This is a genomic window from Clostridium sp. C2-6-12 (assembly GCF_009928485.1).
In the GTDB taxonomy this organism is placed as follows: domain Bacteria; phylum Bacillota; class Clostridia; order Clostridiales; family Clostridiaceae; genus Clostridium.
In genome coordinates this window covers 64,553-86,972 of record NZ_JAABNP010000002.1, presented here as the reverse complement: position 1 = coordinate 86,972, position 22,420 = coordinate 64,553, and the positions used below count along the sequence as shown (strand labels likewise).

Annotated in this window: 22 protein-coding genes; 19 read left to right on the top strand and 3 right to left on the bottom strand. The window is 27.5% G+C overall.

Annotated elements, in window-relative coordinates; genetic code table 11:
- Positions 1-29 precede the first annotated feature (29 nt).
- The 17 genes from GXK56_RS01990 (at position 30) to GXK56_RS01910 (ending at position 16,773) form a co-directional block, all read left to right on the top strand.
- Complete coding sequence (locus GXK56_RS01990) at positions 30-860, top strand: TIGR02452 family protein (RefSeq protein WP_160684228.1); 831 nt, start codon at positions 30-32, stop codon at positions 858-860.
- A 70-nt stretch (positions 861-930) separates the two neighbouring features.
- Positions 931-1,950, top strand: a complete 1,020-nt coding sequence (locus tag GXK56_RS01985; RefSeq protein WP_243155983.1) for a hypothetical protein — start codon at positions 931-933, stop codon at positions 1,948-1,950.
- A gap of 68 nt (positions 1,951-2,018) precedes the next feature.
- Complete coding sequence (locus GXK56_RS01980; protein ID WP_160684225.1) at positions 2,019-2,942, top strand: hypothetical protein; 924 nt, start codon at positions 2,019-2,021, stop codon at positions 2,940-2,942.
- A 205-nt stretch (positions 2,943-3,147) separates the two neighbouring features.
- Entirely contained in the window at positions 3,148-4,368 is a 1,221-nt protein-coding gene (locus GXK56_RS01975) for an adenylosuccinate synthetase (protein ID WP_160684222.1), read from the top strand.
- Between the two features lie 169 nt (positions 4,369-4,537).
- Positions 4,538-4,762 carry a hypothetical protein gene (locus tag GXK56_RS01970; protein ID WP_160684219.1) on the top strand — a complete coding sequence of 75 codons (225 nt, stop codon included), beginning with the start codon at positions 4,538-4,540 and terminating at the stop codon, positions 4,760-4,762.
- Entirely contained in the window at positions 4,734-5,105 is a 372-nt protein-coding gene (locus GXK56_RS01965; protein WP_347707928.1) for a DUF2085 domain-containing protein, read from the top strand. Before GXK56_RS01970 ends, GXK56_RS01965 begins: the two co-directional genes overlap by 29 nt.
- A 71-nt stretch (positions 5,106-5,176) precedes the next feature.
- The gene (locus tag GXK56_RS01960) at positions 5,177-5,599 is read left to right on the top strand and encodes a nitroreductase family protein (protein ID WP_160684216.1); all 423 of its coding nucleotides are present in this window, start codon (positions 5,177-5,179) and stop codon (positions 5,597-5,599) included.
- Positions 5,600-5,893: 294 nt separating this feature from the next.
- Complete coding sequence (locus tag GXK56_RS01955) at positions 5,894-6,367, top strand: GNAT family N-acetyltransferase (protein WP_160684213.1); 474 nt, start codon at positions 5,894-5,896, stop codon at positions 6,365-6,367.
- A 33-nt stretch (positions 6,368-6,400) separates the two neighbouring features.
- Positions 6,401-6,655 carry a DUF3781 domain-containing protein gene (locus GXK56_RS01950; RefSeq protein ID WP_160684210.1) on the top strand — a complete coding sequence of 85 codons (255 nt, stop codon included), beginning with the start codon at positions 6,401-6,403 and terminating at the stop codon, positions 6,653-6,655.
- Positions 6,656-6,723: 68 nt separating this feature from the next.
- On the top strand, positions 6,724-7,524 hold the full coding sequence (gene hisJ, locus GXK56_RS01945; RefSeq protein WP_160684207.1) for a histidinol-phosphatase HisJ: 801 nt from the start codon (positions 6,724-6,726) through the stop codon (positions 7,522-7,524).
- A gap of 57 nt (positions 7,525-7,581) precedes the next feature.
- A complete protein-coding gene (locus tag GXK56_RS01940; RefSeq protein ID WP_160684204.1) occupies positions 7,582-8,202 on the top strand; it encodes a YdcF family protein in 621 nt (206 codons plus the stop codon).
- Positions 8,203-8,300: 98 nt separating this feature from the next.
- Positions 8,301-8,561 (top strand): DUF1883 domain-containing protein, encoded by a 261-nt coding sequence (locus tag GXK56_RS01935; protein WP_160684201.1) that lies wholly within the window; start codon positions 8,301-8,303, stop codon positions 8,559-8,561.
- Positions 8,562-8,680: 119 nt separating this feature from the next.
- Entirely contained in the window at positions 8,681-10,189 is a 1,509-nt protein-coding gene (locus tag GXK56_RS01930) for an IMP dehydrogenase (RefSeq protein ID WP_160684198.1), read from the top strand.
- Positions 10,190-10,420: 231 nt separating this feature from the next.
- A complete protein-coding gene (locus GXK56_RS01925) occupies positions 10,421-11,674 on the top strand; it encodes an HD domain-containing phosphohydrolase (RefSeq protein ID WP_160684195.1) in 1,254 nt (417 codons plus the stop codon).
- A gap of 351 nt (positions 11,675-12,025) precedes the next feature.
- The gene (locus GXK56_RS01920; protein WP_160684192.1) at positions 12,026-13,540 is read left to right on the top strand and encodes a glycosyltransferase family 39 protein; all 1,515 of its coding nucleotides are present in this window, start codon (positions 12,026-12,028) and stop codon (positions 13,538-13,540) included.
- 199 nt (positions 13,541-13,739) lie between these two features.
- Positions 13,740-14,444, top strand: a complete 705-nt coding sequence (locus tag GXK56_RS01915) for a response regulator transcription factor (RefSeq protein ID WP_160684189.1) — start codon at positions 13,740-13,742, stop codon at positions 14,442-14,444.
- Positions 14,419-16,773, top strand: coding sequence for a HAMP domain-containing sensor histidine kinase (locus GXK56_RS01910; protein ID WP_347707927.1), 2,355 nt, complete (start codon positions 14,419-14,421; stop codon positions 16,771-16,773). The genes GXK56_RS01915 and GXK56_RS01910 overlap by 26 nt, the downstream gene beginning before the upstream one ends.
- A gap of 91 nt (positions 16,774-16,864) precedes the next feature.
- Here GXK56_RS01910 and GXK56_RS01905 read toward each other — a convergent pair whose 3' ends face one another.
- The 3 genes from GXK56_RS01905 to GXK56_RS01895 are packed head-to-tail and all read right to left on the bottom strand — an operon-like array spanning position 16,865 to position 20,030.
- On the bottom strand, positions 16,865-18,082 hold the full coding sequence (locus tag GXK56_RS01905) for an EAL domain-containing protein (protein ID WP_160684186.1): 1,218 nt from the start codon (positions 18,080-18,082) through the stop codon (positions 16,865-16,867).
- Between the two features lie 18 nt (positions 18,083-18,100).
- Positions 18,101-18,343, bottom strand: a complete 243-nt coding sequence (locus GXK56_RS01900; RefSeq protein WP_160684183.1) for a Spo0E family sporulation regulatory protein-aspartic acid phosphatase — start codon at positions 18,341-18,343, stop codon at positions 18,101-18,103.
- Complete coding sequence (locus GXK56_RS01895; RefSeq protein WP_160684180.1) at positions 18,315-20,030, bottom strand: methyl-accepting chemotaxis protein; 1,716 nt, start codon at positions 20,028-20,030, stop codon at positions 18,315-18,317. The genes GXK56_RS01900 and GXK56_RS01895 overlap by 29 nt, the downstream gene beginning before the upstream one ends.
- A 436-nt stretch (positions 20,031-20,466) precedes the next feature.
- Between GXK56_RS01895 and GXK56_RS01890 the strand changes: the two genes are divergently transcribed.
- On the top strand, positions 20,467-21,069 hold the full coding sequence (locus GXK56_RS01890; protein ID WP_160684177.1) for a tyrosine-type recombinase/integrase: 603 nt from the start codon (positions 20,467-20,469) through the stop codon (positions 21,067-21,069).
- Positions 21,070-21,300: 231 nt separating this feature from the next.
- Positions 21,301-22,311, top strand: a complete 1,011-nt coding sequence (locus GXK56_RS01885) for a LacI family DNA-binding transcriptional regulator (RefSeq protein ID WP_160684174.1) — start codon at positions 21,301-21,303, stop codon at positions 22,309-22,311.
- Positions 22,312-22,420 lie beyond the last annotated feature (109 nt).

Here is a 22,420-nt window from a genome sequence, read left to right as displayed (position 1 = left end):
CAATTTGAAAATAGAAGGAAGTGAAATAAATGAAAAAAGAATTAAGAGTAGCAGCTGCTCAAGATACATTAAAGTATTTAAAGGATGGCTACTATATTATAGATGAAAAAAGAATAGATATTTCTGCTATTCATAAAAAGTCAGTAGAAGAAAGTATTCTTATTTCTCCAGAGGATGGAGAATTATTAACAGAAAAATATAAAAACTCCTTAAACAATAATCTAGCAAAAATCAAAATATTAAATGTGCCTACAGTAAAGGCTGTATTAGATTTGGTAGGTAAAAACCTTAAAGATATTGGAGTTTTAAATTTTGCAAGTGCTAAAAATCCAGGTGGAGGATTTTTAAATGGAGCATTAGCTCAAGAAGAAAGCATTGCAGTAGGAAGTGGGCTATATGACACTCAAATTAAAAATGAAAAGTATTATTTAGAAAATAGAAACTGCAAAACTATGATGTATACAGATTATATGATTTATTCACCAGAGGTTATATTCATCCGTGATGAATCATTAAAGCTACTGGAAAATCCAGTTACAGCAAATGTAATAACAGCACCGGCTGTAAATTTAGGTCAAGTAATATTAAAAAAAGAAGATACAGAATTAGCAAAAAAAGTTATGAAAATAAGGATGAGAAAAGTACTAGCTCTTTTTGCAGAAAAGAATAATAAAAATTTGATTTTAGGAGCTTATGGTTGTGGTGTATTTAGAAATGATCCAAATCTAATTTCAGATTATTGGAAAGAGTTACTGTATGAAGAAAACTATGCAAGTTATTTTGATAATATAATTTTTGCTGTATTTGATAACTCAAAAGATCAAAATTGCATAAGAGCATTTGAAAAATTAGCAAGATAAAACTCTTATTAATATTAGCTATTACAGAACTGAGGTGAGAATATTGCTTAATGTTGATGAAATCCTTCAAATGAAATATCCGTACCAATTATTTACTGGTGATAAGGAAATAGCTAAAAAAGAACATATTGATCTTCTTAAGATGTTTCATCCAGATTTGCATATGAATTCTGAAAAATATAAAGAAGTTACAAGCAAGATTAATGAATTGTATTCTGAGGCTAGTAAATTATTTGATGATGGCATTTGGATGGAAGATAAAATGATTAAAATGACAAGTTGTGATGGAGAAAAATACACTATGAAATATAATGTTGAGTATTCATTTGAACTTGGAAAATATTATATTGGAAATAAATCAGTTTTATATTTAATTAATAAAGAACATTTAGATTTTGCATTAAATGCATTAAACAAAATTAATAATTTAAGATATGAAGATGAGAGAATGAGCTTAGAATTTAAAAAGTATTTTCCTAAAATACTAAGAAAATTTGAGACAATAAATGAAAAAATAGGGATACTTATAGAAAAAATAGAAGATGCTTATACACTAAGAGATATACTAAAATACTATGAAGGCAAGGTTCCACCAAGACATGTTGTTTGGATATTAAGCAGTATGTACAATATAGCTTGTTTTATGCATTATAATCATCTATCACACAATGGAATAACAATTGATAATTTTTACATTTCCCCATCATTACATTGTGGATTTTTATTTGGAGGATGGTGGTATACAGTTCCTCAAGATGAAAAAATGCTTGGAGCCTCAAGTGAGATTTATAACATAATGTCTCTAGAAATGAAAGCATCAAAAAAAGGAACATACCTCTTAGATTTAGAAGCTATAAGATTAGCAGGAAGAACTCTCCTTGGAGATAAAACTGGAATAAGCCTTATGAATGATTTGGATATTCCTAAACCACTTATTGACTGGGTTAGAGGCGTTCCTGTAAATAATCCTATAGAGGAATATAAGCTTTGGGATAATGTTATTAAACAAAGTTATGGAGAAAGAAAATTTATAGAAATGAATATTGATAAAGAAAAAATATATAAGAAATTATTTGACTACAATGTATGAGCATTTAGGTTACTAATAATAAATGAGTATTAAAATTAATAATATATGAATGTTAAGGAGTGAATAAAATGGGAACTGGAAGATGGGATTCAAGAGCTTGGGATAGTTATGCGGATTCAACAATTAAAGGAAAAGCTACTGTTGATGATGTATTTGTAGCAAGAGGTTTAGATAAAACATTAGATCCATACAAGGTTAACTTTAGGGAAAGTTGTGACAGTGATGATAACCCAAACTCAACACCAATTATTATTGGATTAGATGTAACTGGCTCCATGGGAATGATTGCTGATAATATTGCAAGAGTTGGTTTAGAAAAATTAGCAACTCAAATATATGATAGAAAACCTGTTTCCGATCCACATATTATGTTTATGGGGATCGGAGATGTGAAGTATGATTCAGCTCCTCTTCAAGTAACACAGTTTGAAGCAGACATTAGAATTGCAAAAGAATTAACTAAAATTTATGTCGAACATGGTGGCGGGGGAAATAGTTCTGAAAGTTATACTCTGCCATGGTGGTTTGCTGGAATGCATACAAAATGTGATAATTTCATAAAAAGAGGACAAAAGGGTTATCTATTTACTATAGGTGATGAAGAATGCCCTAAATCAGTTCTTAAAAGTGAAATTAAAAAGGTTTTTGGAGATACTATACAAACAGACAGTATGTCTGCTGAAGATTTATTAAGACTAGTATCTAAGCAATATGAAGTGTTTCATATTGTAATTGAAGAAGGAAATCACATGAGATATCAACCTGATGAAGTTATGAAGTCATGGACAAGTATCTTGGGCCAAAGAGTTCTAAAATTATCAGATTATACAAAACTGCCTGAACTAATTGTATCAACGTTGCAAGTATTAAATGGAGAAAATAAAGATTCAGTTTCTCATAGCTGGGATGGCAGCACAAATTTAGTAATAACAAATGCTATAAAGGATTTAATTCCTAGCTTTAAATCAGATAATGATCTTGTAAAATTCTGATAATAAACCCCTATTATATGTTTTTTATAGTAGGGGTTGTCTTATATAGATACATATAAAAAAATTATAATTTAACTCTCTATCATTAACTATTCATTATGCATTTTTCACCATTAAAATCGTATTAAATTTTACTATCACAACACATTAATTAAAAGACAAGTATATATTGAATATATTAATTTTATAAAAAGGAGATAGAGTAATGAAGCAGGTAAAAGTAGTAATTGGTTCAAATTTTGGCGATGAAGGCAAAGGACTTATGACAGATTATATGTGTTCTGTTAATGAAGATCCAATAGTAATCCGTTATAATTCCTCCGCTCAAGCAGGACATACAGTAGTTACTCCAAATGGGAAAAGGCATGTGTTTGGACATTTTGGATCAGGAAGCTTTCAAGGAGTTCCAACTTTTTTGAGTAAGTATTTTTCAGTAAATCCATTATTATTTTTAAAGGAATATGAGGAGCTAATAAAGATAGGTATTGCGCCAAATACAATAATTGATTTAAATTGTCCTATAGTTTTACCTCAAGATATGCTCATAAATCAAATAATTGAAAGGCATAGAGGAGATGATAGACATGGTAGCTGTGGACTAGGATATAATGAATCAATAATAAGAAATAGAATTGAAAAATACAAAATAACTTGCAAAGATATTATTGATAAAAACTACAAGGATAAACTAAAGATAATAAATGATGAATATATAAAGATTAGGTTAGATGAGTTGAATTTAACTTTATCTAAAGATGAATTAATAAATAAATTATATGATTATAATATAACAAAGCATTTCATTTATGATGTAGAAAATAATTTCATATCTAAAGTACACATAGATTCTATAGAAAATATTATGGAAAACTATAAAATTTTTATATTTGAAGGAGCTCAAGGGTTAATGTTATCTGAGGATCATAAATATTTTCCGCATGTAACACATTCTAAAACAGGTATAAGCAATGTACTAGACTTATTACAAGATGTTAATGATAAGGAATTAGATATTGAAGTAATTTATATTACAAGAAGTTATTTAACAAGGCATGGAGCAGGCCAATTACCACATGAAATTGAAGAAAAGCCATATAAAAGTATTGTTGACCTAACAAATATCCAAAATGAATTTCAAGGAACTCTTAGATTTGCACCATTAGATATAAATTTATTAGCAGAGAATATAGAAAATGATTATATGAAAATTTCATCTAAAAAACTACCTGATCATTTCAAAATAAAAAAGTCTATAGTTATAACTTGCTTGGACCAAATAGATAATGATGACGCGATTTATTATCTAGATAATAAGTTAATGGTAAATAAATCTACTAAGTTTGTAGAAGATATATGTATGAAGATTAATCCCAATAATTGTTATTTGAGTACTGGAAAAACTAGAAACACTATTTTAAAACGTTAAAATGAGTTGATTATTATCTAGTGATAAAAAAATACTGCATTAACAATCCATGTAAATTAAAATATAGTTTTCATGATTTAACAAAGATATTTAGGTTTAGCTAAATACTGTAAAATTATAAGGTTTCATAGTATAATTAGGATAATTTAGTGTTAGGAGATGAAAAGATATGAATAATATGAATACTGGCTGTCCTAAGTGCGGAAGTCATAATGTTAAGATTGTAAGTGATGTAAGCAGCTCTACTAAGGGATTTGGTGTTGGAAAAGGATGTTTAGGTTATATATGTTTTGGCCCAATTGGACTTCTTTGTGGTCTTTTAGGAATGGGAGAAGGTAAGACTAAAACAACAACTTATAGAATGTGTGGAAATTGTGGCGCAAAATTTAGATAAAAAAACAAAAATATGGCTTATTCTTATGAAGCTTGGAGCATTAACCTGTCACCAAATGTACGAAAGAAGCTTTAATTATAAAGGATATCAGTTTCCTGTATGTGCAAGATGTACTGGAATATTTGTTGGAAATATAATAGGTATATTACTTTATATTATGAATATTAAAATTAGTATTATTAAGGGGTTAGGATTAATTTTAATAATGGCTATTGATGGATTACTTCAATTATTTAAGATAAAAGCTTCAACTAATAAAAGAAGATTCATAACAGGGCTTCTTGCAGGCATAGGATATATTTTCATGATAGCAAACATATTTTTATACATAAAGCATCTATAATTTAAGAAGTCTTTTCTTAAAAAAGTAACTTAAATTTAAATATTATAAATAATAAAGTGCAGGTGATATAAATGGAAATAGATATAAGTAAAATTATTGAAACAGGAAGAGAATTCTTAAAACCAAAGTGGCATTTATGGAAAAGGATTAAAAATGATCAAGCAAATGGAATTCAAATACCTATATTGGAAAAAGAATATAATCAAGATAGTATTTTAATTGACTTGGTTCCTATAAGTAATATTACATGTGGAAAAGAAGAATTTATTACTGTTGTTAAAAATAGAAAAAGTAGAAGAAAGTTAATAATAGCTGCACATAAAATGATTGCAATAGATGCTGGTCATGTATGCCAAAATCTTTACTTGGCAGCAGAATCAATCCAATGCGGTTGTTGTGCAATTGGTGCATATGCTCAGGAGAAAATGGATGAATTTTTACAGGTGGATGGTGAGGAAGAATTTACTTTTTACATGGCAACTGTAGGAAAATAAGCACCTATAAAAAGAGCAGCTATGCTGCAATAAAGGAACTTATCGCTTATAAAAAGAGTGGATATGCCCCAATAAGGATTTTATAACCTATATAAAAAGAAGCTATGCACTTATGAAAAGAGTAGCTAAGTTACAATTAGGAAGTTTTCACATATAAAAGGAATGGAAATATAATAATGAAGAACTACTCTACAATGGGAATTTCATTCTAAATTGATGAATTTAATTAATTAGAACCTATATATGATATAATAAATGAAAATTAGAGATTATTAATACAGGTGAGGTAAGAAAATGAATAATTATAAAGATGAAAATTTACATATAATAAGAAAAGCAGAATTAGAAGATTTAGATACTATAGTTAAATTTAATTATAATCTTGCTAAAGAAACAGAAGATAAAGAATTAGATATGGACATATTAACAAAAGGCGTAGAAGCTATTATAAAAGATTCTTCGAAGGGTCAATATTATGTATATGAAATTGATGATAAAGTAGTTGGACAAATTATGCATACCTATGAATGGAGCGATTGGAGAAATGGAATGTTCCTTTGGGTGCAAAGTGTATATGTTGATAGCAGCTATAGAAGAAAAGGTATATTTAAGAAATTATATAATCATGTAAAAAATCTATGTGATAAAGATGACAGTATAGCAGGTATAAGACTTTACGTTGAAAAAGAAAATATTAGTGCAAAAGCTACTTATAAGTCTTTGGGAATGGAAGAGTGTAATTACCATATGTATGAATATGAACAATAAGAGATTTTGCGAAGGAAAATACTGGTAACTAAAATGGATGATAATAAACGTGATTTGATACAAAACTTAGAAAAATTGCACACAACCGAGTTGGGCGTTGAAAGAATTAAAAAGAATCTATGCTTAGATTTGGATGATGTAGTAAACTGGTGTGCTGACAAAATACTAAATTTAAATGCTATAATAATTAGAAGAGGTAAAAACTGGTGCATAACCATAGATAATTTTGAAATAACAGTTAATGCGCATAGTTATACTATTATTACGGCTCATAAGGTAAAAAAATAGAGTGGAATTCTAATATAGAAGGGAAGTGAATTTTAGAGAAAGATAATAAATCTTTCTTTAATAATATTATGGAAAATAATAAAATAATAAGAGATGGACACATTCATTCACCATATTGTCCTCATGGAACAGATGATTCCTTTGAAATGTACGTTGAAAAAGCACTTAAAGAAGGACTAGAAGAAATTACATTTACTGAGCACATGCCTTTCCCAGGATATTTCATGGAAAATAAAGAGTTTTTAGATGAATGTGCTTTATCATTTGAAGCAGCAGAAAAATATTTTGAAGCAATGAAAGATTTAAAACCTAAATATGAAAATAAAATTAAGATAAATACTGGATTAGAAGTGGATTTTGTTGAGGGGTATGAAGATGGAACGAAAAAATTACTTGATTTATATGGCCCTAATTTAGAAGATAGTATATTATCAGTTCATTTTATTAAAATAGATGATAAGTATACGGCTATAGATTGGAAGCCGGGGTTTGAAGAAGCTCTAGAATTACTTGGTTCGGTGGAAGCTATCTATGATAAATATTACGAAACCTTATTAATAGCAATTAAGGCAGATTTAGGGGAGTTTAAGCCAAGGCGTATTGGACATCCTAATTTAATAAGAATTTTTAACAAGTTGTATCCTTTAGAATACAAGAATAATGAATTGTTAGAAGAAATAGTAAAGGAAATAAAAGAAAGAAATTATGAAGTAGATGTAAATACTGCTGGACTTAGAAAGCCTTACTGTGGTGAAATTTATGTTTCAGATATGTTTAAAGAACTTGTAGAAAAATACGGGGTTAAAAAGGTTTATGGCTCAGATTCTCACACTGCAAGTGATGTTGGAAGAGACTTTGATAAAGAATAAGATAAGAAGATGTATATAAATTGAGTTTGACTATGGTCTTAAAAGTGGGTGAGGAAAATGGAATCAGAGGGGAAAGAATTTATTAAAGAAATTACATCATTTATTTTTGTAGAAAACAAACCAGAAAAAGCAGATATTATTTTTGTTCCAGGTGGATCTTGGCCTGAACCAACAGAAAGAGCTGCTGAGCTTTGGATAGAAGGGTATTCACCTTATATTCTACCTTCAGGAAAATACAGTCTAAGCAAAGGCTATTTTCCAGGTTCAAAAGGAAAACAGGAAAAGTATAATAAAAACTACAATACAGAATGGGAATTTATGAAGGATATTGCTCTTTCATATGGAGTTAAAGAAAGTGCAATAATTAGAGAGGATATGGCTGAATGGACTAAGCAAAATGCATTTAATTCAAGAGCGGTTACAGATGAAATGAATTTAAATATAAAAAAGGCAATAATATGTTGTAAGTCATTTCATGCTAGGCGCTGCTTAATGTTTTATGCCTGGGCATATCCAGAAACAAATTTCATTGTATGTCCAGTAGATATTGATGGAATTAATAAATATAACTGGTTTAAAACTGAAGCTGGAATAGAAAATGTTATGGGGGAGTTATCCCGTTTAGGAGGACAATTTAAAAAGGCAATTCCATTTATTATGGATGATATGGATTGCTAAAAGTATCATTATAACAGTTTTATCAATGGAGTTACAATCATATGAAAAGGAGCCTGCTATTAATTAGGCACAAATTTTAAAGGAGTTATAAAGATAGCATGAGATATACATATAAAGATGGAAACTTTAGAAAAGGTGATATACTAATCATCACTGTAGATAGAAGCGTAAATATATATTTAGTAGACAGTAATAATTTTCAACGTTACAAAAATGGCAATAGTTTTGAATATTATAGTAGTAACTCTACTAGCTCACCTTATAATATAACTGTTCCAAGTACAGGGCATTGGTATATTATATTAGATTTAGGCGGTGGAACAGGAATATTAAATTATTCTATAAATGTGCTTAAATAAATGATCAAAAAAGATAATATTAATTGATTTTATGAACTTTTTATATTGACAAAAACTTGAAAAAAGGATTATTATATAGAATAAAATAGTTATATTGTAAATATAAAGGAGTAGATAAAATGGCATATTATTTTAATGAACCATCTCATACTTTTGGAGAATATCTATTAGTTCCTGGTTATTCTTCAACTAACTGTATTCCACAAAATGTTAGTTTAAAAACACCACTTGTTAAATTCAAAAAAGGCGAAGAACCTGAAATTTCTCTTAATATTCCAATGGCTTCTGCAATTATGCAGTCTGTGTCAGATGATAAAATGGCAGTAGCACTTGCAAAAGAAGGAGGAATTTCCTTTATATATGGTTCTCAATCAATTGAAAATGAAGCTGCTATGGTTGCAAAGGTTAAAACTTATAAGTCAGGTTTTGTTACTAGTGCTGCTAATCTTAAGCCAACGTCAACACTTGAAGAGGTAGTAGAATTAAAAGAAAAAACAGGTTATTCAACTATGGCAGTTACAGAAGATGGTACTCCAAACGGAAAACTTCTTGGTATAGTTACTAGTAGAGATTACAGAGTTACTAGAATGGATTTTAATACGCTAGTTTCAGAGTTTATGACACCTTTTGATAAACTTATTTATGCAGATGCAGATATTACTTTAAAGGAAGCAAACAATATTATTTGGGATAAAAAATTAAATATGCTGCCATTAGTGGATAAAAATCAATATTTGAAATATATGGTATTTCGTAAAGACTATTCAGCAAACAAAGAAAATAAAAATGAACTTATTGATAGTCAAAAAAGATATGTTGTAGGTGCTGGTATTAACACAAGAGACTATGAAGAAAGAGTCCCTGCATTAATTGAAGCTGGAGCAGATGTACTTTGTATTGACTCTTCAGAAGGTTTTTCTGAATGGCAAAAGATAACTATTGAATATATACATAAAAACTTTGGAGAAAATATTAAAGTTGGTGCTGGAAATGTGGTAGATAGAGATGGATTCTTATTTTTAGCAGAAGCAGGTGCTGATTTTGTTAAAGTTGGAATAGGTGGAGGCTCTATTTGTATCACTCGAGAACAAAAAGGTATTGGTCGTGGACAAGCTACAGCACTTATTGATGTAGTAAAAGCTAGAGATGAATATTTTGAAAAAACAGGAGTATATGTTCCTGTATGCTCTGATGGAGGTATAGTACATGATTATCATGTAACCTTAGCTTTAGCTATGGGAGCTGATTTTGTAATGCTTGGAAGATATTTCTCTAGATTTGATGAAAGTCCAACTAATAAAGTTAATATAAACGGAAATTATATGAAGGAATATTGGGGAGAAGGATCTAATAGAGCTAGAAACTGGCAAAGGTATGATCTTGGAGGGGATAAGAAATTATCTTTTGAAGAAGGTGTTGATTCATATGTTCCATACGCAGGAAGTTTAAAAGATAATGTTACTATAACCTTAAATAAAGTAAAATCAACAATGTGTAATTGCGGAGCTCTAACAATTCCAGAGTTACAAAAGAATGCAAAAATAACATTAGTTTCATCGACTAGTATAGTTGAAGGAAGTTCGCATGATGTTATTTTAAAGGATAATCGTTATAATATAGTTGAATAATTTTTAATATAGTTTCGTATTAGTTTTAAACTAAAAATATATAAGCTGTCTTATTTTAGTGTATTAAGATAAGGCAGCTTTTTTATAGTTTAAAATGATAGGGAAATCTTCATTGAGTTAGATTAGATAAGTATATCTTTTTTCTGGTAAACAATGGTGTTATAATATAATAGAAATTTTAATAAGATTGATATACATTTATAAGTAAATAATAAGTAACAGGAGGTAAATATGAAAAAAGGATTAGAAGTTACATTGAAACAAATGATACTTATTATTCATAAAGCAATAAATTCTGTAGATACAAGACTTTTTAATCATGGAGAAAAAGTAGCATATATAATGATGAATTTACTAAAGATTGATGGTGGATATAGTAATGAAGAAATGCTAGATATATGTGCTATATCAGTTTTTCATGATATAGGTGCATATAAGGTTGCAGAAAGGGATAAACTTGCCCAAATTGATACATTAGCTCCATTGGATCATGCAGTATATGGAGCCTTATTTATAAAATATTTTTCACCTTTGTCAAGGTGGTATAAAATAGTATTAACCCATCATTTTACCTATAAATATTATATAAATAAGAATATGGAAATCATTAATGAAGAAGGTTTATTACTAAATTTTGCTGATTATATAGATAGGCTTTTTACAAATAAAAAAAGCTTAACTAGAGAAGATATTCAAGGTATGGATGGCTATTACCTAAAAGAACATATTGATTTATTTTTAAAAGCAGATGAAAAATTTAATTTAATAAGTAAGCTCATAGATGGTTCTTATGAAAAAGAATTGCATAGTTTTTTTGAAAGTAAAATATTAACTAGAGAAGAAGTAATAGGTTATAGTAAAATGTTAGCATATTCCATTGATTTTAGAAGTGAAGCAACGGTAAAACATACAATTTTAGTTGAAGCAATAAGTTATCAAATAGGTAAAATAGCTGGACTCGGTGAAGAAACTTTAACTCAAATTAAGGTGGCATCTGTCCTTCATGATATTGGGAAAATAGCAATTCCGGTAGAAATATTAGAAAAACCAGGAAGGCTTACACAAGAAGAATTTGAAATTATGAAAAAGCATTCTATAATTGGTTATAATATTTTAAGTGATTTAAATATAAATGATATAAGAGATATAGGAACACTTCATCATGAAAAAATGGATGGGACAGGTTATCCTTTTGGGATTAAGGGAGAAGAATTGACTACAGAAGCAAGAATCGTAGCTATAGGAGATATAATAAGTGCTTTATTTGGCGCAAGAAGTTATAAAGAAGCATTTGATAAAGAAAAAATAGTTAAAATACTAGAAACTATGATTAAAAGTAATAAAATAGATTCTGAAATAGGGGTTTTATTTATAAATAATTATGATTTTATTATGGAAGAAGCTTTAGAAGAAAGTAATGAGTTAATGGAAATATATTTAAATTTAAATGAGGAATATAGAACAATATTGAAGAAATTTTTATAATGATCTTCATATATCTAATGAAAGAATAATGTTAGTCATTGAAGTAAAGTAGTAAAGAGGTTATATTAAGATGAAAATTTTAATATAATCTCTTTATTTTGGTTTTCTTTAGAAAATCTTTAGATTTATATAAAGAATATCTTTAATTATAAAATATATACTTATAATCGTACTCATGAGTAACAATTGTTTTCTTATTTAAATTTTGGAATTATATGCTTAATATGGTACAATGTATACCGAAATTCAAATTATTTATAAGTTTGTTTACTATATGTAAATAAAAATACATTTTAAATAAAATAAAGTAGTAGTTGATTAATATCATGCTGCTTATAGAGGAGATTATATATGAACATATTAAGCGAAAAATTTATAGGATTTATGTGTGTATTACTTAAAGGACTACTGGTAATTGATTTAATTGCAAGTGTGGGGATAATATTTGCTTCCTTTACGTCTGTTAATTTAAGCACTATTGTGTTTGGTGTTGTGTTATTACTAGCAATAATCTTAGGGTACAAATTAATAGGAAGAAATATGAATTCAAATAATAAGCTTATATTAATTTTAGCAATTGGATTTATTGTTAGGGTATTTTGGTTATTAAATGCAAATAGTATTCCAAATTCAGATTTTAAAACTATGTATGTATGTGCAGGTGATTTTCTTAATGGTGATAAAAGTGCATTTTATGGAACTGGTTATATAGGACGATTTCCTCATTTTACAGTAACTACATTATATATGGCATTAATGAGATACTTATTTCCATTAAGTAATTTATTAGCAATGAAAATAATTAATTTAATTTCAAGTGTTGGCGTTTTACTATTAATATATTTTATTGTTAATGAAGTTTTTAGTAATAAAAAATATGCCTTAGAAGCAACATTGATTGGAGGAATTTTTCCACCATTTATAACTTACACAGGAGTATTTTGCGGGGAAAATATGGCTATGCCATTTTATTTGTTGAGTATTTATATTTTTTTATTAGGAATTAAGCATAAAAGAAGTGTATTATTTATTTTAAGTGGGATGATTTTAGCCTTTGGGAATTTATTTAGAATGATAGCTTTAGTTGTTTTAATAGCTTATTTAGTTTATTTACTTATTAATTATAATGAAAAAATATTAAATAAAGTAAAGCATATGGCTTTTATCGTAGTTCCATATTTGATGGTAATATTTGTTGTGAGTTCTTTACTTCAAAATGCAAAAATTACACAGTATCCATTGTGGCGTGGAAGCGAACCTAAAATAACAAGTGTGTTAAGAGGGACAAATCTAAATAGTTTTGGAACTTGGAATCCAGAAGATGCAAAGCTTGTTGAAGATAATCTTGGAGATTATGATAAAATAGAAAAACTTTGTAAAACTGTAATATTTGAAAGATTAACAACAACTCCTGTTTTAAAGTTAACACAATTATATTTAGTTAAATTTGTACTTCAATGGAGTGTTGGTGATTTATGTGGCTCCTTGTGGACATTGAGGGATGTTGATCAAAGTAATGTCGTACTTCCAATAAACGTAGTTAATATTATTGGAGTTCCAGCATCAGCAGTATTTCAATTTATTTATGCAGTTATAATATTATTAGTATTAATAGGCATGTTTAATAAAAATACAATTTACAAAAACAAGAGTATCAGCTTATTTTTATTGATACTTTGCGGATATGGTGCAACTTATTTAATTACAGAAGGACAACCTAGATATTCTTATATTGCATGTTGGGTGCTGATAATTTTAGCAGTTAATGGATTAGATTTAATTAGGAATAGAAATATAACTCTTAGTTTTGGTAAAAAGATAAAAATAAAAAATATAGAAAATAAATTACCTTCCATTAATGAATAAGTTTAAACCTTTAGTATTTACAGACTAAGAATTTAGTGAAATTGATAGAAACCGCATTTTTGGCGTAAAAAGTTATTAAATGCAAAGAAGTTCCTATTGCAGCATAGCCACACTACTTTTATGGGCACATATTCTGAAGAATATGTATGGTTAAGAATATAAGAATATAGATTATTTAAAGTATAAGGATGTTAAGAAAATGAATTTATATAATGTTTTAATTGTAGAAGATGAAAAAGAAATATGTGATGGAATTGAAATTTATTTAAAAAACCAAGGCTATAATGTTTTTAAAGCTAGTAATGGAGTAGAAGGTCTTGAAATTATAGAAAGAGAAAATTTACATTTAGCCATTGTAGATATAATGATGCCTAAAATGGATGGGACAACAATGGTTATGAAGCTTCGTGAAAAATATGAGTTTCCTGTAATTATGCTTACTGCAAAGTCAGAAGAAATGGATAAGATAATGGGCTTAAATATTGGAGCTGATGATTATGTTACTAAGCCATTTAATCCAATGGAGCTTCTTGCTAGAGTTAACTCTCAGCTTAGAAGATACTCTAAATACTTAAGAATTGTTAACAATTTAGAGGAAAAGGAAAATAATTTTACTATTGGAGGACTTGAATTAAATATAGATACTAAAGAAGTAACCTTAGATGGTGAAGAAGTAAAACTTACTCCAATTGAATTTAAAATATTAGAACTACTTATGAAAAATTCAGGTAAGGTATTTTCAGCTGAAGCAATATATGAGCATGTTTGGAATGAACAAGCTATAAATACTGATACAGTAATGGTTCATGTTAGAAATATAAGAGAAAAAATAGAAATAGATAGAAAGAACCCAAAATATTTAAAGGTGGTGTGGGGAGTTGGATACAAAATTGAACGACAATAAGGAATCCAATGAAGATTTAAATATAAATGAAAGTTTAAATAAAACCGATCATTTAAGGATTAAAACAAAAACAAGTAAAAAAGTATATTCAATTAATTTAATAGGAATAATTATGGCCGTTATTGTTGCTATTTCAATGACAGCACTTTATCCCAAGATAAAGGATGTAGCTACAGTAAAAAATACCATATCTCCTTTTACTAACTATGGTTTTAGTAATATTTTATCTCAATGTACTTTTGTACTTTATACTGAAGCAGATAAAACTGAGCAAGGAAAAAATATAAATCCTAGTGATATTTATTTGATGCCTAAGCTTGAAAGTGAAGATATTGTTGATTATAACTTTTTAACAGATAATTTAAATCATTATTTTAGTGTTTGGAAGCAAGATTGGAATATTGATTTTCAAAATCTTGAATATACATTGTTAGATAAAAACGGGAATATAATTAAATCAAATAATCAAAAGAATCTAAATCAATTAAGTGGTGCTAGTAGTATTAATGAGTTAAGTGATAAATATTTATTTTATGTTACGCTAAGTTTTGATGAGAATGGGCAAATGAATATAAAAAATATTTATGGAGCAGATGAAAATGAAATAAAAAATCAACTATCTCAATTTAATTTGGCAAATATCATAAATAACAGAGGCAGATTTGAAGGTCATTTAATTAGTAATCCAATCAAAAATGTAACTTTTATATATGGTATAAGTAAAGAGCTTAAATATTCTGATAGAATTTCTAATATTGTTGAAATGTCTCAGAGAAATTCATATGAGAATATATCATATATATATGTTCTTATTCTTTCAGGGATAATTGTATTTTTGAGTGCATTAATTCCTTATAAATTTGAAAAGGAGCTCACTTTAAGTAAAGCATTTTTTATGATACCCTTTGAATTTATAGTTATTATTGCTGTAATCTTAATTAGTTCAATGTTTTTTGCTTCCAGTCGAGTTATTTATTACACATTAAATGGGGATTTTGTAAATAAAGTTTTAACTCAAATTGGATTTGATAGAAGTATTGGTGGAATATTAGTTGACTTATTTAATATACTTTATTGGTTTATTTATTGCAGTATAATATTTGCAGCAATTGTATCAATTAAAAATATATTTAATGTTGGAATAATGGGATATTTAAAAGAAAAATTATTTACAGTAAAAATATTTAGAATTTCAAAAAATATATTAAGCAGGGTTTTTAAGGTTTTGGGTAAAATAATTTTCAATGTTATTAATCCAATTAAAAAAGCAATTAAATCTATTGGAAGTATAGATTTAACTGATAAATCTAATAAATTTATAATAAAGATAGTTGCAATAGATGCCGCTGTTATTTTAGCTTTTTTCATTATATGGGCTTTTGGAATATTTATAACATGGTCATTTATAGTTGCTGTTTTTTGGGGGATATTATTAGCGTTAGCCTATTGTACAATTTTGTTTATTGGATTGAGAAAGTATTTTATGGATATAAAAAATAAATTTGAAATTCTTTTAAGCAGAACTAATAAAATTGCAGCAGGAAATCTTGATATAGAAATTGCTGAAGATTTAGGCCTTTTTAATCCAATAAAAGAGCAATTAGTGGAAATCCAAAGTGGGTTTAAAAAAGCAGTAAGTGAAGAGGTTAAAAGTCAAAGGATGAAAACAGAATTAATATCTAATGTTTCTCATGACTTAAAAACACCACTCACTTCAATAATAACTTATGTTGATTTATTAAAAGGTGAGAATATAACTGAAGAAGAAAGAAACGCATATATTAATACCTTAGATAAAAAATCTCAGAGGCTTAAATTTCTAATTGAAGATTTATTTGAAGTCAGCAGGGCAACAAGCGGTAATATTAGTTTAAATTTAGTTAATGTAGATATAGTAGAATTAATGAGACAAACAGAAATAGAATTAGAAGATAAAATAAAAAATGCAAATTTAAAGTTTAGGAATTATTTTCCAGGAAATAAAATTGTTTTAAAGTTAGATAGCCAAAAGACTTATAGAATTTTTGAAAATCTTTTAAATAATGTAGTTAAGTATGCAATGGAAGGTTCAAGAGTATATGTAGACATTGTTGAAAATAATGAAGTTGCGGAAATTACTATTAAAAACATGTCAGCAGAGGAAATTAACTTTGATTCAGAAGATATTGTAGAAAGATTTCAAAGAGGGGATAAATCTAGAAATACAGAAGGATCAGGTCTTGGACTCGCAATTGTTAAAAGCTTTACAGAGGTTCAAGGTGGAACATTCAATGTTGAGGTGGATGGAGATTTATTTAAAGTTATAATAAAATTTAAAAAGAAAAGTTAAGTTTAATATATAAACTAGTTACTACAATTCTAATTTAGAGTAAAAAAACAAGGGGTTAATAGCTATCAATGTAGTTATTAATCCCTTGTTTTTAATTATTATAAAATACATTATCGGCCCATTTTAAAGACTTTAAATAAGCTTTTGAAATTTCATTTGGATCGATTTTAATTTTATCTGCATAATAAATAACTTCGTCCCATTGACCTTTTTCATAACAAATGGCTAATTTTAATATTGAATTTAATGGAGTTTTTTCTTCAAGTAATCCATCTTTTATTTCATCAACCATGCATAAATCATTTACAATAACATTAATAGGACAATTTAAGATTACATCGGATAAAGAAAATAAACCTGTCATATATGCTGAAAACTTTTTGCCTTTATGGATACTCATACTGCATATAAATTCACATAACTTTGCTCTTAGCAATGAAATCCTTATTAATTCATTATGAGTATTAGCCTTTAAGTCATTTAATAAAATTATATATAACCATTTTGCAAGCTCTTGTTTTCCAATATAAGTAATTGCCCTTCTTATAGAACTTACTTTATTTTTTAAGTAGTAAAGCGATGAGTTAATTAATTTCAGTATTTTGTAGGAAATACCTAAATCTTGCATCATTAAGGTTTCTAGCTCGTTGTAGTTGAAGTCCTCCTTACTTATTATGTTAATAATCTTCCAAGCTATATGTTTGTTTACAGGAATACATTTTCTAGATAAGGTTACAGGTTCGCTAAAATAATAACCTTGAAAATATGTATAACCAAGTTCAAAAGCAGTTCGATAATCCTCTTCAGTTTCAACTTTTTCGGCTAGAAATTTTATTTTATTGTTTATATTAGATAATTCTAATATATTTTTTCTATCTTCACCTTTTGTAAGTTTAAAATCTATTTTTACTATGTCTGCAAGTTCTATAAACTTAACATATTTTTCGTGAAATATGAAGTCATCTAAAGCTAACGTAAAACCTTTTTCCTTAAGTTTTTTACAAGCAAGTAGCACTTCATCAGTTGGCTCTATATCTTCGAGAATTTCAATGACCATAGAGCTGCTAGGAAGTATTGTTGCTACTTCTTTTGTTATTAATTCTTCTGTAAAATTGATAAATGCTCTTTTATTATTTGTAATATTATTAATACCAAAGGTGTAAAATGAGTTAGCAATAACATTTAAGGTTGCTCTATTCCCGTCAGTGCTACTATAGAAGTTTTCATAACCATTTCTGTATAATAGTTCGTATCCAACAACATTGTGGCTTCTATCAAAAATTGGCTGTCTTGCAACAAAAATATCCATGTTAACATGTTCCTTTCATTAATCTTTAATTGATATTTTCATATATTCAACGATTAATTCATCTAAACATTCACTTATAATTAATCGTTCTTTTGAATTCTCAACACCCTCAGAATTAATACATACTTCATTTAAGATTATCCTTAGTTCCATAATCAATTTATCTAATTGTTTAATATGTATTGTTCTTAAGTCATGACTGTCTATAAATATTCCACCTTTTATATGAAGTTTATATTTTAAATTGTTGAACCATTTCACTTAGCTTTTGAGAAAGTTCTGCTTGACTTTGTGAAGATTTAGCAACATCAGTAATGGCAAATGTTATTTCATTAACACTTCCTAGAATACCTTCAGTTTCGCTAGCTGATTCTTGTGCAACTGAAGATACATTTTGTATTGCACTGCTTACCTGCATAACAACATCATCTATTTGCTTAGCAGAAGAAGCAAATTTATCAATTATTTGATTAATATATTCAGAATCTTTTTCATACTGAACTCCAGTACTCATAAGAAGTTCGTAAGTAGGCTTTACATTATTGGACATAAATTCAAGTACATCTTGTCCGCTTTTAGAAAGTTTCTCAAAAGCAATTTGAACTTGTGAAACCATATTTTGAATGTTAGTAACAGCTTCGGAGGACTGATCAGCAAGTTTTCTGACTTCATCAGCAACTACAGCAAAACCTTTCCCTTGTTCACCAGCTCTAGCAGCTTCTATAGCAGCATTTAAAGCTAGTAAATTTGTTTGTTCTGCAATGTTTCCAATGGAATCTGCCATAATTTTAACTTCGTTTACAACTTTTGAAGTTTCAATAGCATTTAAAATGTTAGTACGGTTTTCTTCGTAAATAACATTACTTTTTTCAATGTTATTGGAAGCTTTTGATTTTATATCTACAGCACGCTTTTTTATTTCATCTATAGATATTAATGCATTATCTGCTTCTCTTGTAAGTAAATTTGTTGTAGAGCTTATTTCTTCTGTTGAAGCAGTTACTTCTTCAGTAGTAGCACTTAAATCTTGAACACCTTTAGCTATTTGCTCAGTAGATTCACTTACAACTTCCATTTTAGATGAAATCTCTTCTGTTGTTGCAGAAAGCTCTTCGCTTGTAGCACTTATATCACTAGCACTATTCATTATTTCATGTATTAATTTCTGTATATTTTCTTTTGCACTATTTAATGCTTTGGAAAGATTTCCTATTTCATCTTTTGAATTAACAGTTATTGATTTTGTCAAATCTCCTTGCCCAAGAGCATTTGCAAAGGATAAAACTTCATTTACTTGTTTAGAAATCATAATTGAAATTGCGAAACCTAATGTAATAGCTAAAATCAAACCTAGGAGTATAATTGAAGTTGTAGTAATAAGTGAACTTTTGTATGTTGAATTGTTCGTATTATATGCATCATCTGATTGTGAAATATTATTTTGTATTAGATTATCCATATTTTCATATATTTTTTTTCTTGTTTCAGTGATTATATAAAAATTTGCATCAGCAGCATCATAATTATTTGCATCAACCAGTTGGGTTATTTTAGCTATAGTAGAGATATAAATTTCTTTATTTTCTTTTAATTGCAAAAATGCTTTTTGCTCAGAATCAGAAATCATAGTTTTTTCATATGTATCAATTAGCGAATTAGTTGTTTTGACTAATTCTTCTATTTCCTTTTTTACTGCAGCATTTTGATTGTTTTTATTTTCTTGGTAAACAAGTTTTAATAAATCAGAACGAATATCTGCAAAATTTTGTTTTATAGTGGTTAGTGCTTTTAATGAAGCTAAATTATAATCATGCATAGAAATAGCATTAGTATTAATTGTATTCATATTGCGAAGTCCCAGAATTCCTACTAAGCAGATTAATAATGCAATTAAAATAAAAGCTGATATCAGCTTTTGTTTTATTTTCAAATTCTTAAACCAGTTCATACGAGTTGCTCCTTTATTGTTTTTATGTAATTCTTTACAAATATTTATATTATTAATATGTTTTTAAGAAACTTCCTTAGCAATTGTAAATTAAATAAATGATTATATACTTCACCTCCCTATAAAATGTGAAAATGTAAGGAAATATAGTCGAAATATAATGGAGTGATTGAGTGATGTATTTCTTTTGACAGTTATTCTGATAAAATGTATCATAAATATAGACAATATAAATATTTTGTTCTATTATTTACAAAAAAAATTAAATTTATTGGATCTGTAAGCCCAAAATATAGTATATATATAAAATTAAGTATGATTTTTCTGAAAAATACTCCTATTATTTAGAAAAAATATCAAATGTTGGAATCTTCTTTGCTATTATGTTATAATAAATTGTACAAAATATTTATATTGTACAATTTTACGAAGGAGAATGTTTGTTGTGAATGACGATACAAAGATTAAATATTTTACTCAGAAGGAGACAAAGAAACTTTTTGAAGCAATCTATACTTTAAAAAGTAAACATATGATAAGGAACCTAGCCATATTTAGGCTTGCATATAGATGTGGATTAAGGGCTTCTGAAATTGCATTAATAAAATTAGAAGATTATAGCACAACTAAAGGAGAAATCTACTGCAAAAGATTAAAGGGGAGTAGAAATAATACGATTAGGCTTGATGATGAAACAAAAATTGCTTTAGATAAATATATTTTGGAAAATAATATTGTAATGGATATTGAACCCATATTTAAAAGTCAGAAAAATAAACCTATTTCTAGACAAACACTTGATTATTTAATGAAAAAATATTGTGAAATAGCTGAGATAAGTGATAGAAGTAAATATCATTTTCATACACTTAAGCATACTACAGCTGTTCATTTAGCAGAATCAGATATGGATATTAAAGAGTTACAATGGTGGTTAGGACATAAAGCTGTTACAAATACTGAAATTTACTTTCAGTTTACAACAAAGCAGCAAGAAAAAATGTACATAAAACTTTCCGAAAAGAGTGAGATGGTTTAATTATAATAAGACATTAACTTCAAACATTGCGATACAAAATTTATACAAAGATGTTTGAAGTTAGTCTTTTTTATGAGCTATAGTATGCTTGAAGTTTTCTTAATTAATAATGATATAATCATTATTTGCAATGATCTTAAAATGGGTTGTCATTAAAACAAACAATTATTTGATTATTTAATTATATTGATATATTATATGAATAGATTAAAATGTTTTTGGAGGATAGAAATGACTACTACAATTAAGGACATAGCAAAAACACTTGGTATATCACATTCAACAGTTTCTAGAGCTTTAACTGGATCAAAGAATGTAAGTGAAAAAACAAAAGAAGAAATATTAAAAGCAGCAAAGGAACTAAATTATATTCCCAATATGAATGCGAGAAGCTTGAAGTTAGATAAAGCTTATAATATAGGTGTATTTTTTTCAACTATAAGTAATGGTACATCGCCATTTGTATTCCAAACTGTAATTAATAATGTATATAAAAATATAGATAAAAAATATAATGTTATAGTAAAAGGTATAGATACTTATGAAAAAAATACAATAAATTCTAAAAACTATGATGGAATATTGGTAGTAAGCCAAAAGGCAGCTGATGATTATTTTATTGAAGAAATTTTAGAAAAGGAAATTCCTTTAGTGGTGTTAAATAGAAAGGTAGATTTTGACGTTATTAACGTGTTTACTGATGAAAGTATTGGAACTTTTAAAGGGGTTGAAGAATTAATAAAAAATGGACATAAAGATATAGCAATAATTGAAGGTATTCAAAATTTCGATTCAACTAAAATGAGAAGAAAAGGATATTTAGAAGCATTTGAGAAGTATAATATAAAGTTAAATGAAAACTTGGTTGTAAATGGAGACTTTACAGTAAAAGGCGGATATTATCAAGCAAAAAATATAATTGAAAAGGAAGAACCTTTTTCAGCTATATTTGCCTTTAATGATGAAATGGCAACAGGAGCTATAAAGGCACTTATTGAAAAAGGGTTAAAGGTGCCGGAAGATATTTCTATATTAGGTTTTGATGGAAATGAATTTGGTGAATTCCTAAGTCCTACTATTACAACAATAAAAAGACCTATTGGACAAATTGCCGAAGCGGCAATTGACTTGCTTTTTAAATTGATAAATAATAGTGGTAGTATTGATGAAAAGACTATCTATATAGAATCAAAGCTAGAAATAGGTAATTCAATAAAAACATTAAATAAAATAAATTCATAAAAAAATAAAAAAACTATTGCAATTGTTTTCTGAACAATATATAATGTCAATATAAGATAAAAGAACACGTGTGCAATTTTTGCAGATATGTTAATAATAACAACCGTTT

Coding starts and splice junctions, on each gene's coding strand:
- GXK56_RS01990 (WP_160684228.1), top strand. CDS start 30: ATGAAAAAAGAATTAAGAGTAGCAGCTGCTCAAGATACATTAAAGTAT.
- GXK56_RS01985 (WP_243155983.1), top strand. CDS start 931: ATGAAATATCCGTACCAATTATTTACTGGTGATAAGGAAATAGCTAAA.
- GXK56_RS01980 (WP_160684225.1), top strand. CDS start 2,019: ATGGGAACTGGAAGATGGGATTCAAGAGCTTGGGATAGTTATGCGGAT.
- GXK56_RS01975 (WP_160684222.1), top strand. CDS start 3,148: ATGAAGCAGGTAAAAGTAGTAATTGGTTCAAATTTTGGCGATGAAGGC.
- GXK56_RS01970 (WP_160684219.1), top strand. CDS start 4,538: ATGAATAATATGAATACTGGCTGTCCTAAGTGCGGAAGTCATAATGTT.
- GXK56_RS01960 (WP_160684216.1), top strand. CDS start 5,177: ATGGAAATAGATATAAGTAAAATTATTGAAACAGGAAGAGAATTCTTA.
- GXK56_RS01955 (WP_160684213.1), top strand. CDS start 5,894: ATGAATAATTATAAAGATGAAAATTTACATATAATAAGAAAAGCAGAA.
- GXK56_RS01950 (WP_160684210.1), top strand. CDS start 6,401: ATGGATGATAATAAACGTGATTTGATACAAAACTTAGAAAAATTGCAC.
- hisJ (WP_160684207.1), top strand. CDS start 6,724: ATGGAAAATAATAAAATAATAAGAGATGGACACATTCATTCACCATAT.
- GXK56_RS01940 (WP_160684204.1), top strand. CDS start 7,582: ATGGAATCAGAGGGGAAAGAATTTATTAAAGAAATTACATCATTTATT.
- GXK56_RS01935 (WP_160684201.1), top strand. CDS start 8,301: ATGAGATATACATATAAAGATGGAAACTTTAGAAAAGGTGATATACTA.
- GXK56_RS01930 (WP_160684198.1), top strand. CDS start 8,681: ATGGCATATTATTTTAATGAACCATCTCATACTTTTGGAGAATATCTA.
- GXK56_RS01925 (WP_160684195.1), top strand. CDS start 10,421: ATGAAAAAAGGATTAGAAGTTACATTGAAACAAATGATACTTATTATT.
- GXK56_RS01920 (WP_160684192.1), top strand. CDS start 12,026: ATGAACATATTAAGCGAAAAATTTATAGGATTTATGTGTGTATTACTT.
- GXK56_RS01915 (WP_160684189.1), top strand. CDS start 13,740: ATGAATTTATATAATGTTTTAATTGTAGAAGATGAAAAAGAAATATGT.
- GXK56_RS01905 (WP_160684186.1), bottom strand. CDS start 18,082: ATGGATATTTTTGTTGCAAGACAGCCAATTTTTGATAGAAGCCACAAT.
- GXK56_RS01895 (WP_160684180.1), bottom strand. CDS start 20,030: ATGAACTGGTTTAAGAATTTGAAAATAAAACAAAAGCTGATATCAGCT.
- GXK56_RS01890 (WP_160684177.1), top strand. CDS start 20,467: ATGTTTGTTGTGAATGACGATACAAAGATTAAATATTTTACTCAGAAG.
- GXK56_RS01885 (WP_160684174.1), top strand. CDS start 21,301: ATGACTACTACAATTAAGGACATAGCAAAAACACTTGGTATATCACAT.